Raw genomic sequence first — 12,824 nt, forward strand, 5'->3', positions numbered from 1 at the left:
AGATTAATCGATGGTTACCTCCTTGAGAATATCCAGATTGTCCAGCGCCTTGCCGGAACCGAGCACGACGGTGTCCAGCGGATTCTCGACCACGGTGATGGGCAGCGAGGTTTCCTCGCGCAGCAGTTGGTCGAGCCCCTTGAGCAGCGCGCCGCCGCCGGTGAGCATGATGCCGCGGTCCACGATGTCGGCCGCGAGCTCCGGCGGGGTCTGCTCCAGGGCAATGCGCACTGCCTGGACAATGCCGTCCACCTGTTCGGAGATGGACTTTCGGATTTCCTCGGAGGTGATTGTAATGTTTTGCGGAATACCCGAGACGAGGTCCCGGCCCTTGACTTCCATAGTCTCTTCGGCGCCGGGATAGGCCGAGGCGATGGTGATCTTGATGGCCTCGGCGGTGCTCTCGCCGATGAGCATGTTATACTTGCGCTTCACGTGGGTCATGATGGCTTCGTCCATCTTGTCCCCGCCCACGCGAACGGATTTGGAGTACACAACGCCCGACAGGGAGATGACCGCGACCTCGGTGGTGCCGCCGCCGATGTCCACTACCATGTTGGAGGTGGGGTCCTCGATGGGCAGGTTGGCGCCGATGGCCGCAGCCATGGGCTCCTCGATAAGATAGACTTCACGAGCGCCGGCCGATTCCGCCGACTCCTTCACCGCACGCTTCTCCACTTGCGTGATGCCGGTGGGCACACAGATGATGATGCGCGGGCGCACCAGCCGTCTTGAGTTGTGCACCTTGGAGATAAAATGGCGGAGCATGGCTTCCGTGATTTCGAAGTCGGCGATGACGCCGTCCTTCATGGGACGGATAGCCACGATGTTGCCCGGGGTGCGGCCCAGCATGCGCTTCGCTTCGTTGCCCACAGCCAGGACCTTTTTGCCCTTGCCGGCATCCTGCTTGACCGCAACCACGGAGGGTTCCCTGAGCACGATGCCCTGCCCTTTGACGTAGACGCACGTGTTCGCAGTGCCCAGGTCAATGGCCAGATCATTGGAGAACAAGCCCAGGAGAAAATCGACCGTTCTTGACATGAAATTCCTCTTCCAACACTCTAATGCTGTTTGTTTTGAGGATGGATGTGCGTCCAAACCTCCCTTTCTGTCAACCGGAAAAAAACGCGCTGCAACGCGGTCTTGCGTTCAATCACACGCTTTTTTCCGTACAACCCGGCCATGCGCTTTCCGGCGTTTTCGCCGCGAAAAGATGCCCACACATGCAGCCTGATGCTCGCTATACGAAACTTTCCGCGTACTTCCGCTCCCGCTTCGGGACGCGGGCGCAGAAAATCCCCCTTGATATCGGGGCCGGCTGCCCCAATCGTGACGGCGTTGTATCAACCCAAGGATGTATTTTTTGTAACCTTCGCGGGTCGGGCACCGGCTCCTGGAAGCAGGGCCTCGGGTTGGAGCGCCAATGGGCCATGTGGAAAACGCGCTTTGACAAGCGCTATGCTGATGCTAGCTACATAGCCTATCTGCAATCTTTTTCCAATACGTACATGCCGGTTCCCGTTCTTCGCGAACGGCTGGACGAAATCTGCACCCTGCCCGGCATTGCCGGCCTCGCCGTGGGCACCCGTCCGGACTGCCTGGATGATGAACGCCTGGGCCTCGTCGCGGCCTGCCGTGAACGCCTGGGAGACGAGATATGGCTCGATCTCGGGCTCCAGTCTTCCAATGACGCCACCCTGGTCCGCATCAACCGCGGCCACGACTTCACTGCCTGGGCCGACACCTGCGTCCGGGCGCACGACGCCGGCATCAAAGTCTGCGTCCACGTGGTGGCCGGCCTGCCCGGAGAGGACGCCTCGGATGTGCTGCGCACCGTGCGCGACGCCTGCGCCCTACCCGTTGCCGGCATCAAGTTCCACAACCTCCTCGTGGTTCGCGGCTCGGGCATGGTCCCCCTCTGGCGACGCGGCGCATACGAGCCGCTGGCGCGCGAAGAGTATGTGGACATGCTCTGCCAGGCTCTGCCCCTCGTGCCCGCAGAGGTCGTCATCCACCGCCTCCATGCCGATCCGGCCCCAGGCGAGCTGCTCGCGCCAGCCTGGGCTGGAGAGAAACACGCCGTACGCAACGCCATTGAAAAGGCGCTGGAAGAGCGGGACGTCCGGCAGGGATCAAACACTGTCCGCCGGTAGCCCGTGTTCACATAGGGCATCGTGCCGGGCCATATCCTGCGGTGCAAATCATTCTGCTTGATTTCTGTATCTAATCGGATACAGTCTACTCGTGTACACCTTCTACCAGACAGAAGCATTCGCTGCCTGGCTCAGGAAGATCGAGAATGCCAGAGCGCGAGCCGGGGTCCTCGCCCGGATCAGGTCGGCGGAGCTTGGCGACCTCGGCGACTGTGATCCTGTGGGCGAAGGTGTGTCGGAAATACGTCTGCATATCGATCCCGGATACCGCCTCTACTTGTGGCAGCACGGCCCGCGCGTCTTCTGGCTGCTTGCCGGCGGCGACGTGCGCTCGCGGCAGCATGACATCGACCGGGCCAAGGCCTTGCGGCGGGAAATCGAGGAGCTGCACCATGATTCCACTCAGCACATTTGACGCGGCCGAGTACCTCGACAACGACGAGGTGATGGCCGAGTACCTCACGGCGGCGATGAAGGACCCGAACCCCGACGTCTTTCTGGCCGCCCTGTCCGACGTGGCCAGAGCCCGCGGCATCGCCCAGCTGGCCAAAGACACCGGCCTCGGCCGGGAGAGCCTGTACAAAACCCTCGCCCCTGGTGCGAAACCGCGGTTCGAAACCATCGTGAAGATCACCAGGGCCCTTGGCCTGCCCCTTGCGGTGCAACGCGCCGGCATGGCCCGGCGGCCGCACGGCTCGCACACATCACTGCCTCGCAAAAATGGAGCACATCGTATGAACACCGAGATCATCTGCATGCCGCCTTTGAGCGTCACGCTGGTCTGGAATGGCGAGCGTCTGAACAACATATCCCTGGACTTTGCGCCCGAGGGTGCCGCGCCCACGCCGGAAGAGGAGCTCAGCCCCCGCGGCCGGGCCTTTGCACGCGGCCTGGCCGACTACCTGGAGGGCCGCGCCGCCGACTTCGGCCTTGACCTGGATCGGGACATTCCGCTGGACGACGTGTCCGACTTTTCCCGCGAGGTCCTGCGCACCCTGTTCCGCTCGGTGCGGTTCGGCCACACCACCAGCTACGGCGAGCTCGCCGCCATGAGCGGTCGTCCCCATGCAGCGCGCGCCGTGGGCCGGGCCATGGCCTCCAACCGCTGGCCGCTGTTCATTCCGTGCCATCGGGTGCTCTCGGCCTCCGGCGGCCTCACTGGCTTTACCGGCGCCGGCCTGCCCATGAAACGGCTGCTGCTCGGCATCGAAGGCGCATCGTACCGCGATGAGCAGTCCGGGCGTCATTCATAAAAGGGCGCGACTGCGCAAGGATATTGACTGCGAAAAGGAAGGAGCCGGCTCCCCCGCAGATGCGGCGGATGTCCGGCTCCTTTTTGTGGAATAGCTAAACGAGGTCCAGCAGCGCGGCGACCTTGGCTGCGCTGAGCTGGTGCGCGTCTTCGGCATCCGTGGGCAGGTTGTCCAGAAACTCCGACACCTCTTCCGGATTCTGCGCATTGATGGTCGTCGGTTTTTCGCGTACTTCGCTAGCCGCCGTCTGTTGCGATTGCGACGCCCTGGCTTCGCGCGCCTTTCTCAGCTCGGCAACCCTGGCCAGGAGCTGTTCGGTCTTGCGAGTCTCGGCGCTGGTTGCTGCGGAATTATCGATACGAAACGCCATGGTGATCTCCTCGTGACTGATCGTTCGTGTCCGGGAGAAATCTATGCAATCTCTATGCAAGAAGCAGAAGGACGCCGGATTTCGGGCGATTGCGAACACAACGTTGCCTGAGCCCGGAAAAACGTTCCGCCAGGGAGTCGAGGAATCGTCACAGCGCGCGCTTTTTCTTCCCTCTTGCGATTCGACAGGCTAAAAAGAAACTATCATGACGAGCCACGTGATCCTTTTCGACATCGGAAACACCGGCATGAAGATCGGCATGGCCCCGGCCGAGCCGGGAGCCGCCATCACCGCATCCTATACCCTGCCCACGGACCCGGCCGCCACGGTGGATTCCCTGGGCCTGGCCCTGGAGGCGTCGCTCCGGCACGCCGGCGTCGGCTCCGTGGCCGCGTGCGTAGCCAGCTCCGTGGTGCCGTCCATGGACCCCATTCTGGACGCGGCCTGCGCCAAATACCTCGACTGCTCGGTCCACTTTGTGCCGGACGGCTTGCCATTCCCCATGGAGAACCGGTACGAACGCCCCCGCGAGGTAGGCGCGGACAGGCTGCTGGCGGCCTACGCCGCCGTGGAGCTGCATCCGGCGCCGGCGCACATCGTGATCGATTTTGGCACGGCCACGACATTTGACTGCGTCGTCGGCCGGGCATATCTCGGGGGGCTCATCTGCCCGGGGGTGATATCCTCATCCCGCGCCTTGGCCGGCCAGACCGCCAAGCTGCCACAGATTCGCCTTCAGGTGTTGGAAGAGGCAGAGCCCAGACCAGCCATCGGGCGCTCCACCTCCCAGAGCCTGACCCACGGAATCCTGTTCGGCTTTGCCTCCATGGTGGACGGCGTTGTGGAGCGGCTTTCCGCCATTCTGAAGGACGCTCCCTGGAACATTGCCGAGCCGCCGGCCGTGGTGGCCACGGGCGGCGTGGCCCACGCCGTGTGCCGCGTAGCCAGAACTCCCGTAATACTCGACCCGGACCTGCTGCTCTCCGGGCTGAAATCGTTGTACGACCAGGCGCCTGATTTCCGCTGACGCCTTCACAAAAAACCTTTATCAGGCTACCCAACAACAATACGTTTCTAACGCACCTTTTTCTGCAGAGAACTCAGGAGAAAGCCATGTCCATTATCGTTTCCGTCTGGGGTCGGGAGATTCTCGACTCGCGAGGCAACCCCACGGTTGAGGTTGAAGTCACTCTGGAAAACGGCGTCACAGGCCGCGCCGCCGTGCCCTCCGGCGCATCCACCGGCACCCGCGAGGCCCTGGAGCTGCGCGACGGCGACATGGAGCGCTACCTGGGCAAGGGCGTGCTCAACGCCGTGGACAATATCAATGGCGAGATCGCCGAGGCCGTGGTGGGCATGAACGCCATACGCCAGGTCTCTCTGGACAACCTGCTCATCGAGCTGGACGGCACCGAGAGCAAGGAGCGCCTGGGCGCCAACGCCATGCTCGGCGTCTCCATGGCCACCTGCCGCGCCGCAGCCAACTTCCTGGGCCTGCCGCTCTACCAGTACCTCGGCGGCGTGAACGCCAAGCTCATGCCCGTGCCCATGATGAACGTCATCAACGGCGGCGCCCACGCCCCCAACAACCTGGACATCCAGGAGTTCATGCTCATGCCCATCGGCGCGGAGACCTTTGCTGAAGCCCTGCGCATGGGTTCCGAGACCTTCCATGCCCTCAAGAAAATCCTGGCCAAGGACGGCCACGTGACCTCCGTGGGCGACGAAGGCGGCTTCGCTCCCAACCTGAAGAGCCACGAGCAGGCCTTCGAGTACATGATGAAGGCCATCGAGGCCGCCGGCTACAACCCGGGCAACGACATTGCCCTGGCCATCGACGCCGCGGCGTCCGAGTTCTACAAGGACGGCAAGTACGTGCTGGCCGGCGAGAACAAGACCATGGGCGTGGACGAGCTCATCGAGTTCTACGCCAAGCTGGCCGAGCAGTTCCCGCTCATCTCCATCGAGGACGGCCTGGCCGAAGGCGACTGGGACGGCTGGGAGAAGTTCACCGGCGAGCTCGGCGACTCCCTGCAGCTCGTGGGCGACGACATCTTCGTCACCAATCCCGAGATCCTGGCCGAGGGCATCGAGCGCGAGGTCTGCAACTCCATCCTCATCAAGCTCAACCAGATCGGCACCGTGACCGAAACCCTGGACACCATCGAGATGGCCAAGACCTCGGCCTACACCACGGTGGTCTCCCACCGCTCCGGCGAGACCGAGGACAGCTTCATCGCCGACCTGGCCGTGGCCGTGAACGCCGGCCAGATCAAGACCGGTTCCCTCTCCCGCAGCGACCGCCTGGCCAAGTACAACCAGCTCCTGCGCATCGAGGAGGAGCTGGAGGACGACGCTTTCTACTTCGGTCCGGTCATTGCCGACCACTTCGGCTACCTTGAGTACGACGAAGAAGACTAAAGCACTCTGACCACGGCCGGAGGGCGCGCAGCCTTCCGGCCGTTTTTTCTTTGACGCAAGACTGTACGGAGATCTTTCATGATTCTGCTCGACGGCAAGGCGACGGCCCAGACAATCCGCGAGGAAATCGCCGCCGAAATCCAGACCCTGACCGCCGCCGGCAACCGCCAGCCCGGCCTGCACGTCATCCTTGTGGGTGACGATCCCGCTTCCGCCATCTACGTGCGCAACAAGGAACGCGCCTGCGAGGCCGCCCACATCGCCTCCGAGGCGCACCGCCTGCCCGCCTCCACCACGCAGGTGGAGCTCGCCTCCCTCATCCAGCAGCTCAACGAGCGCGAGGACGTGGACGGCATCCTCTTGCAGCTGCCCCTGCCCAAGCACCTGGACGCCACCCCCTTGCTGGAGGCCATCGATCCATCCAAGGATGTGGACGGCTTCCACCCCATGAATGTGGGCAACCTGGTGCTCGGCCGCGAAGGCTTCCGCTCCTGCACGCCTGCCGGCGTCATGGTGCTGCTGGAGCGCTACGGCCTCTCCCCAGCCGGCAAGCACGCCGTGGTTATCGGCCGCTCCAACATCGTGGGCAAGCCTTTGTCCATCATGCTGGGCCTGCCCGGCCCCATGGGCAACGCCACGGTCACCCTGTGCCACTCCCGCACGCCGGACCTGGGTGCGGTCATCCGCCAGGCCGACTTCGTCTTTGCCGCCGTGGGCCGGGCCAGGCTCGTGACCGCGGACATGGTCAAGGACGGCGCGGTGGTCGTGGACGTGGGCATGAACCGCACCGACGAGGGTCTGTGCGGCGACGTGGACTTCGAGGGACTGAAGGACAAGGTTAGCGCCATGACGCCCGTTCCTGGCGGCGTGGGCCCCATGACCATTGCCCAGCTTCTGGCCAACACGCTGATTGCATACAAGCGCCGCATCGGCGTGGCCTAGGGCTTCGCTCCCATGTCACGCAATGTCGACCTCAGCGCGCTGGAGGGCTTCAGCCGCGAGGAGCTGCTCGACTACATCGGCTCGGTGCTCTGGCAGTTCCGGCTCGTGGACGCCTTCTGGTTCCTGCGCGCCGAGGAGCGCTATGGTCTGCCGGACGCCGAGCGGCTCAACGAAGAGGTCTGGGCCATCATCGGCAAGCTCGCCGCGCGGGACATCAAGGCGCGCTTCGGCGCGTCCCACGGTATTGATGACGGCGGCCTGGAAGGCTTTGCCCGCGCCTTTGCCCTCTTTCCCTGGGCACCTCTGGCCGGGCACGAGCTCAAGCCCATGGACGACGGCTCCCTGGAGCTGACCATGGCGGAGTGCCCACCCCACGCGGCCCGGCGCAAGCACTGCAAGACGCCGTACGCATGCAAGCACATGCATGTTGGCGAGTTCGCAGCCTTCACCCAGGAGATCGATCCGCGCATCCGCGTGGAGTGCCTATTTGCGCCGCCCGATCCGCCCGAGGCCAAGCCCAAGGGTTACGAGCATCTGGAGTGCGCCTGGCGCTTCTATCTGGATGAAGACGCCGATACCGCCACGGCTGCCGAAGCAGGGGCGTCGGAGTAGCGCGCATGGCCAAAAAAATCCGCGCCGATCAGCTCGCCTTTGAGCAAGGGCTTGCCGAAAGCCGAGAGCGCGCCAAGCGGCTCGTCATGGCCGGCCAGATCCTGCTGGTCACCGGCAACGGCCTGACCGAGCCCGTGGCCAAGCCCGGCCAGCAGCTCTCCCCGGAGGCCGAGCTCCTGCTCAAGCAAGCGCCGCGATTCGTCTCTCGCGGAGGAGAGAAGCTCGCAACAGCCATCGACGCCTTCAGCCTGGACGTTGCCGGTCACGTCTGCCTGGACGCCGGCGCCTCCACCGGCGGGTTCGTGGACTGCCTGCTGCAAAACGGCGCGGCGCGCGTCTACGCCGTGGACGTGGGCAAGAACCAGCTCCACGAAAAGCTCCTGCAGGACGGACGCGTCATCGCCATGGACGGCGTGAACCTGCGCTACGCCCCGCCGGAGCTATTACCCGAAGGGGTGGACCTCATCGTGGCGGACCTCTCCTTCATCTCCCTGACCATGGCCCTGCCCGGCATCGCCGGGTTCCTGCGGCCCGGCGGCGCCATCGTCACGCTCATCAAGCCGCAGTTCGAGGTCGGGCCCGGCCGCACGGACAAGGGCGTGGTGCGCGACGAGGCTCTGCGCGACGAGACCGTGCAGGGCGTGCTGACCTGGGCCGAGTCCCGCGGCTTGCAGGTGCAGGGCTGCGTGCCCTCGCGCATCAAGGGGCCCAAGGGCAACCAGGAGTACCTGGCCCACCTGATCCTTCCTTAGCTGTCGTTATCTCAGGATTGCCGATCCATTCCGGCCAGCGCCAGACACCGCTCGTACTCGCTTCCCAGCGCCTCGCCCCACGACGGCGGCGCTTCAGTCTCGAAGTCCTCGATGCGTAGCTGAGCGCAGTGCAGGAACAGAATTCCGGTGGGATGGTCGCCTGCCCCGTACACAGGGTCGCCCACGATAGGCAGCCCTGCCGCGGCGGCGTGGACGCGTATCTGATGCCGTGCGCCGCGGGCGATGTTCGCCTGGACAAGCAATGCTTCCTCATCGCCCAGGAGGAGCGACCCCAGCACCGTGAACCGCGTCCAGCGCGCCGGGTCCGGATCGTCCGCCTCCAGCGCACGGACCCGCATGCGGTTGGCCATGTCTAAAGCCTTTTTGATGACATGCCCGCTCCCGGCCGGGAGCTTCGCGGCGTTCTCCGGCGCGGCGAGCAGGAGGTACGTCTTGCCCACCTCGCCAGCCCCCTCCAATGTCCGGAACCGCGCCACGGCCTCCGTGCCCTGCGCCGCAGCCACCAGACCGGAGACGTCGCGGTCCAGCCGGCTCACCAGTTGCCACGCCTCTTTTTGACCTAACGCCGCGTTCTCTGCGGCACGCGTCTGCGCATCGAGCTCCGCGCACAAGCGGTCCAGCCCCGGACGCGCACCACCGGCCAGGGTTTCGCTGTCCAGCCCGGCCGGTTTGTACAGCGCCGCCCACGGCCGAGACACCGCGTGGATGCTCGCTCCCTTAGTCTCCGCGGCGACCTCTGCCTCTGCCGGCTCCGCCGCCGTCAGGGTCTCGCCCGCCCGCACCTTGTACGCCGGCCCGCGGACCACGCCGTCCACCCGGATGTCCCAGGATGAAACGAGCCGCCGCCTGTGGCGCAGGCTCGTTTCCGGAAACAACAGCAGCAACGCCTTATCCAGCCGCTGCCCTGCGTATTCTTCTGGAATTATGGTTGATTTCATTTTGTAATACTTTTTGTATACGAGGACTTTCCATGGGGACTCCGTCCCCAAGCCCCTGCCAGGGGAACACGGTTCCCCTGGACCCCAGATCTGGGGCCCGGGGACCATTGGTCCCCGGCGGGTGCCCGAGGGCAGAGCCCTCGGAACAACCTGCGCGATTAACTTCTACAATAAAAAGGCGCGACTCCAAAGCGGAGCCGCGCCGTGTAGGGTCGGATGGTGCGATGCTGCGCGTTAGAAGCCCAGCTTGTAGCTGTCCACGAAGGCGGACATGCGCTCTCTACCCTTGTTGAAGCGGTCTTTGAGAGCGGCGCGGTAGCCGTCCATGTCCGCGATGGGCTCACGGGCAACGCCGGTATCCATGGCGGCCTGGGCCACGGCCGCGGACACGTACTCGATAACGCGCGGATCGAGGGGCGTGGGGATGATGTAGTCGATGCCGAACTCCATGCTGTCTACGCCGTAGGCCTTTTTGACCTCGTCCGGCACCGGCTGCTTGGCCAGCTCGGCCAGGGCGTTGGCCGCGGCAACCTTCATCTCTTCGTTGATGGCCGAGGCGCGGACATCGAGAGCGCCGCGGAAGATGAAGGGGAAGCCCAGGACGTTGTTGACCTGGTTGGGGTAGTCCGAGCGGCCGGTGGCCATGATGGCGTCGGGCCGGGCTTCCTTGGCGTCCGGGTAGGAGATCTCGGGGTCCGGGTTGGCGCAGGCAAAGATGATGGGGTTCTCGCCCATGGAGGCGACCATTTCCTTGGTGAGCTGACCGGCCACGGACAGGCCCAGGAAGGCGTCGGCGCCCTTGATGACCTCGACCATGGTGCCGTGGTCCTTGTCCTGGGCAAAGTACTCTTTCTGGGGGTTCAGATCGGTGCGGCCTTTGTGGATGAGGCCGCGGGAGTCGTACATGAAGATATTGGAGCGTTTCACGCCGAGGGACTCGTAGAACCTGGTGCAGGCGATGGCGCCGGAGCCGGCGCCGGATACCACCAGCTTGACGTCCTCGGCCTTCTTGCCGGCGATCTCCAGGGCGTTGATGAGGCCGGCGCCGGAGATGATGGCGGTGCCGTGCTGGTCATCGTGGAACACGGGGATATCCATCTCTTTTTTGAGCGTATCCTCGATGTAGAAGCACTCGGGAGCCTTGATGTCTTCGAGGTTGATGCCGCCGAAACCGGGCTCCAGCAGCTTGACGAACTCGATGATCTTGTCCGGGTCCTTGGTGTCGATGTTCAGGTCGTAGCAGTCCACGTCGGCAAAGACCTTGAACAGGCAGCCTTTGCCCTCCATGACGGGCTTGCCGGCCGCAGGGCCGATGTTGCCCAGGCCGAGCACGGCGGTGCCGTTGGAAACCACGGCCACGAGGTTGCCTTTGTTCGTGTAGTCATAGGCGGTATGGGGATCTGCTGCGATGGTGCGGCACACCTCGGCAACGCCCGGCGTGTAGGCGAGGGAGAGATGCTTCTGCGTCTGGCACGGCTTGGCGGGCACAGTCTCGAGTTTACCCGGGTGGCCCTGGGAGTGGTAATCCAGGGCGTCCTGCTTCGTGAACAAGGCCATATCGATTTCCTCCACTGGAATCTTGAGTACGTGGGCAAGACGCTACGCAATTGTAAAGAGCGACACGGTAAGGCACACTGTTGGGGATTGCAAGAAAATCGGTTCCGTATAACACAGCACCCATGAACACGCTGCTTTGCAACCTCACGCGCTTCGGCGACCTGCTCCAAACCCAACCCGTCATACATGGTCTGGCCGAGCGTGGCGTGGGCGTGGGGCTGCTCTGCCTGGAAAACTTTGCGCCGGCCACCAGGCTGCTTTCCGATCTCGACTACGTCTGCGCCTTTCCCGGATCGCGGGTGCTCTCGCTGATGGACAAGGATTGGAAGGACGCGCTGGGGTTCCTGGATGAGTTCAAGACGTCGTTGCGGCAGGAGTTCCCCTTCGACGACGTCTTCAACCTCACGGCGACCATGCCCGTGCGGCTGCTCACGCGGTTCTTGTCCATGGGGCACGTGGAGGGCGGCCGCGGCTTTCTGCTGGACGACTTCGGCTTCTCGGTCAGCGACAACCCGTGGGTCTCCTTCCTGCTCGCCTCCTCCAAGCGACGCGGAGTCAGCCCTTTCAATCTGGTGGACCTGTTCTGGAAGGTCTCGGGCCTGCCGGATGCGCCGCGACGTTTCGCCCTGAAGTCGCCCGGACCCGAGGACACGCAGGCGGCAGCCGAGCTGCTGCGCCAGTCTGTGGAAGACTTCGGCACAATACCGGAATCCGACAACCGCTATGTGGCGCTGCAGATGGGCGCCAGCGTGGACCGCCGGCGTTGGCCTGTGCCTCATTTTGCCGAGCTCGCCGCCGCGCTGCACGCCGAGACCGGCCGCATCCCCGTGCTGCTGGGCGCCAAGGGCGAGGCCGCGCTCGGCGAGCGCTTCCAGAAGCTCTATGCGGACATGGCGCCGGGCGCGCCGTTGGTGAGCTGCATCGGCAAAACGAACCTGACCGAGCTCGCCGCCGTGCTCCTGGCGTGCGACCTGCTGGTAAGCAACGATACGGGCACCATGCACCTGGCCGCCGGGCTGGGCGTGCCTGTGGCCGCCGTGTTCCTGGCCACGGCCCAACCATGGGACACCGGACCGTACCGCGCCGGCAACGTTTGCCTGGAGCCGGCCATGGACTGCCACCCCTGCGCCTACGGCAGTGAATGCCCCCGCGACGAGGCCTGCCGCCGGGCCGTGGGACCTCGGCTGATGGCGGATCTGGTGCGCACGCGGCTGGAGACCGGCGCCTGGCCGGAGAACATGGCGCAATCCGGCGGAACGGCGCGCATCTGGGAGACGGTCTCGGACGATCATCACTTCATGGACCTGCGCTCCCTATCCGGCCACGACAGTGAGGACCGCACGCGGTGGCTGCGCATCCAGCGGGAAACATACCGCCATCTCTTTGACAACGGCGTGTTCGAGGCCGCCGATCTGGAGCGCATCAAAAAAAAGCTCGACGCGCACAATGCGGCCACGCTCTCGCCGGGAAACCTCGCCCAGCTCCAGGCCGAGCTGACCCAGGCCGCGCAGCTTTTCATGCTGCTCACGCAGCAGGGCCGCGCCCTGGCCAGTGCGCCCATCGAATCGCTGAAAGGCAAGTTTCTCGCGACGTTCCAGCGCATCCAGCACCTTCTGGAGTCCAGCGAGCACCTCAGCGTGCTCGGCTATCTCTTCGCCTCCAACTCCCAGGAGGCAGGCCGGGATCTGGACTCCATTCTCGCCCTTACCGCACGGTACGCCGCCTGTGTGGACGCCTTGACCCGAATCGTACACTCCTGATCGCGCATGTGTTTGGCATGGTTCTTGGAAAAGACCAGTCGTGCG

13 protein-coding genes are annotated in these 12,824 nt (G+C 64.4%); 9 read left to right on the plus strand and 4 right to left on the minus strand.

What is annotated here, in order from left to right; all coding sequences use genetic code 11:
• Positions 1–3 precede the first annotated feature (3 nt).
• The gene (locus tag E8L03_RS13900; RefSeq protein ID WP_144234268.1) at positions 4–1,041 is read right to left on the minus strand and encodes a rod shape-determining protein; all 1,038 of its coding nucleotides are present in this window, start codon (positions 1,039–1,041) and stop codon (positions 4–6) included.
• Positions 1,042–1,223: 182 nt separating this feature from the next.
• Here E8L03_RS13900 and mnmL point away from each other — a divergent pair, with 182 nt between their 5' ends.
• The 3 genes from mnmL (at position 1,224) to E8L03_RS21010 (ending at position 3,406) form a co-directional block, all read left to right on the plus strand.
• Positions 1,224–2,153, plus strand: coding sequence for a tRNA modification radical SAM protein MnmL/YtqA (gene mnmL / locus E8L03_RS13905; protein ID WP_171267665.1), 930 nt, complete (start codon positions 1,224–1,226; stop codon positions 2,151–2,153).
• Between the two features lie 91 nt (positions 2,154–2,244).
• A complete protein-coding gene (locus E8L03_RS13910) occupies positions 2,245–2,568 on the plus strand; it encodes a type II toxin-antitoxin system RelE/ParE family toxin (RefSeq protein ID WP_171267666.1) in 324 nt (107 codons plus the stop codon).
• Positions 2,546–3,406, plus strand: coding sequence for an addiction module antidote protein (locus E8L03_RS21010; protein WP_235896518.1), 861 nt, complete (start codon positions 2,546–2,548; stop codon positions 3,404–3,406). The genes E8L03_RS13910 and E8L03_RS21010 overlap by 23 nt, the downstream gene beginning before the upstream one ends.
• A gap of 94 nt (positions 3,407–3,500) precedes the next feature.
• Here E8L03_RS21010 and E8L03_RS13925 read toward each other — a convergent pair whose 3' ends face one another.
• Positions 3,501–3,776: a hypothetical protein gene (locus E8L03_RS13925; RefSeq protein ID WP_144234265.1), complete on the minus strand. Its 276-nt coding sequence runs from the start codon at positions 3,774–3,776 to the stop codon at positions 3,501–3,503.
• Positions 3,777–3,981: 205 nt separating this feature from the next.
• Here E8L03_RS13925 and E8L03_RS13930 point away from each other — a divergent pair, with 205 nt between their 5' ends.
• The 5 genes from E8L03_RS13930 to E8L03_RS13950 all read left to right on the plus strand — a co-directional run bounded on the left by E8L03_RS13930 (position 3,982) and on the right by E8L03_RS13950 (position 8,503).
• Positions 3,982–4,803, plus strand: coding sequence for a type III pantothenate kinase (locus tag E8L03_RS13930; protein ID WP_171267667.1), 822 nt, complete (start codon positions 3,982–3,984; stop codon positions 4,801–4,803).
• Positions 4,804–4,889: 86 nt separating this feature from the next.
• Complete coding sequence (gene eno, locus E8L03_RS13935) at positions 4,890–6,197, plus strand: phosphopyruvate hydratase (RefSeq protein ID WP_171267668.1); 1,308 nt, start codon at positions 4,890–4,892, stop codon at positions 6,195–6,197.
• 78 nt (positions 6,198–6,275) lie between these two features.
• Complete coding sequence (folD, locus tag E8L03_RS13940) at positions 6,276–7,139, plus strand: bifunctional methylenetetrahydrofolate dehydrogenase/methenyltetrahydrofolate cyclohydrolase FolD (protein ID WP_171267669.1); 864 nt, start codon at positions 6,276–6,278, stop codon at positions 7,137–7,139.
• A 12-nt stretch (positions 7,140–7,151) separates the two neighbouring features.
• A complete protein-coding gene (locus E8L03_RS13945; RefSeq protein ID WP_216367907.1) occupies positions 7,152–7,751 on the plus strand; it encodes a DUF6125 family protein in 600 nt (199 codons plus the stop codon).
• A gap of 5 nt (positions 7,752–7,756) precedes the next feature.
• The gene (locus tag E8L03_RS13950) at positions 7,757–8,503 is read left to right on the plus strand and encodes a TlyA family RNA methyltransferase (protein ID WP_171267670.1); all 747 of its coding nucleotides are present in this window, start codon (positions 7,757–7,759) and stop codon (positions 8,501–8,503) included.
• A gap of 11 nt (positions 8,504–8,514) precedes the next feature.
• On the opposite strand, the gene E8L03_RS13955 is transcribed toward E8L03_RS13950, so the two are convergent.
• Both E8L03_RS13955 and E8L03_RS13960 read right to left on the minus strand, forming a co-directional pair.
• The gene (locus E8L03_RS13955) at positions 8,515–9,462 is read right to left on the minus strand and encodes a pseudouridine synthase (protein WP_171267671.1); all 948 of its coding nucleotides are present in this window, start codon (positions 9,460–9,462) and stop codon (positions 8,515–8,517) included.
• A 234-nt stretch (positions 9,463–9,696) separates the two neighbouring features.
• Positions 9,697–11,019, minus strand: coding sequence for a malic enzyme-like NAD(P)-binding protein (locus tag E8L03_RS13960; RefSeq protein WP_171267672.1), 1,323 nt, complete (start codon positions 11,017–11,019; stop codon positions 9,697–9,699).
• Between the two features lie 122 nt (positions 11,020–11,141).
• On the opposite strand from E8L03_RS13960, the gene E8L03_RS13965 reads away from it, so the two are divergent.
• Positions 11,142–12,779, plus strand: a complete 1,638-nt coding sequence (locus E8L03_RS13965) for a glycosyltransferase family 9 protein (RefSeq protein ID WP_171267673.1) — start codon at positions 11,142–11,144, stop codon at positions 12,777–12,779.
• Positions 12,780–12,824 lie beyond the last annotated feature (45 nt).

The organism is Oceanidesulfovibrio marinus (assembly GCF_013085545.1).
GTDB classification, from domain to species: domain Bacteria; phylum Desulfobacterota; class Desulfovibrionia; order Desulfovibrionales; family Desulfovibrionaceae; genus Oceanidesulfovibrio; species Oceanidesulfovibrio marinus.

Excerpts from the sequence above, each read along its gene's own strand:
- E8L03_RS13900 (WP_144234268.1), bottom strand. The coding sequence starts at position 1,041 with ATGTCAAGAACGGTCGATTTTCTCCTGGGCTTGTTCTCCAATGATCTG.
- mnmL (WP_171267665.1), top strand. The coding sequence starts at position 1,224 with ATGCAGCCTGATGCTCGCTATACGAAACTTTCCGCGTACTTCCGCTCC.
- E8L03_RS21010 (WP_235896518.1), top strand. The coding sequence starts at position 2,546 with ATGATTCCACTCAGCACATTTGACGCGGCCGAGTACCTCGACAACGAC.
- E8L03_RS13925 (WP_144234265.1), bottom strand. The coding sequence starts at position 3,776 with ATGGCGTTTCGTATCGATAATTCCGCAGCAACCAGCGCCGAGACTCGC.
- E8L03_RS13930 (WP_171267667.1), top strand. The coding sequence starts at position 3,982 with ATGACGAGCCACGTGATCCTTTTCGACATCGGAAACACCGGCATGAAG.
- eno (WP_171267668.1), top strand. The coding sequence starts at position 4,890 with ATGTCCATTATCGTTTCCGTCTGGGGTCGGGAGATTCTCGACTCGCGA.
- folD (WP_171267669.1), top strand. The coding sequence starts at position 6,276 with ATGATTCTGCTCGACGGCAAGGCGACGGCCCAGACAATCCGCGAGGAA.
- E8L03_RS13945 (WP_216367907.1), top strand. The coding sequence starts at position 7,152 with ATGTCACGCAATGTCGACCTCAGCGCGCTGGAGGGCTTCAGCCGCGAG.
- E8L03_RS13950 (WP_171267670.1), top strand. The coding sequence starts at position 7,757 with ATGGCCAAAAAAATCCGCGCCGATCAGCTCGCCTTTGAGCAAGGGCTT.
- E8L03_RS13955 (WP_171267671.1), bottom strand. The coding sequence starts at position 9,462 with ATGAAATCAACCATAATTCCAGAAGAATACGCAGGGCAGCGGCTGGAT.
- E8L03_RS13960 (WP_171267672.1), bottom strand. The coding sequence starts at position 11,019 with ATGGCCTTGTTCACGAAGCAGGACGCCCTGGATTACCACTCCCAGGGC.
- E8L03_RS13965 (WP_171267673.1), top strand. The coding sequence starts at position 11,142 with ATGAACACGCTGCTTTGCAACCTCACGCGCTTCGGCGACCTGCTCCAA.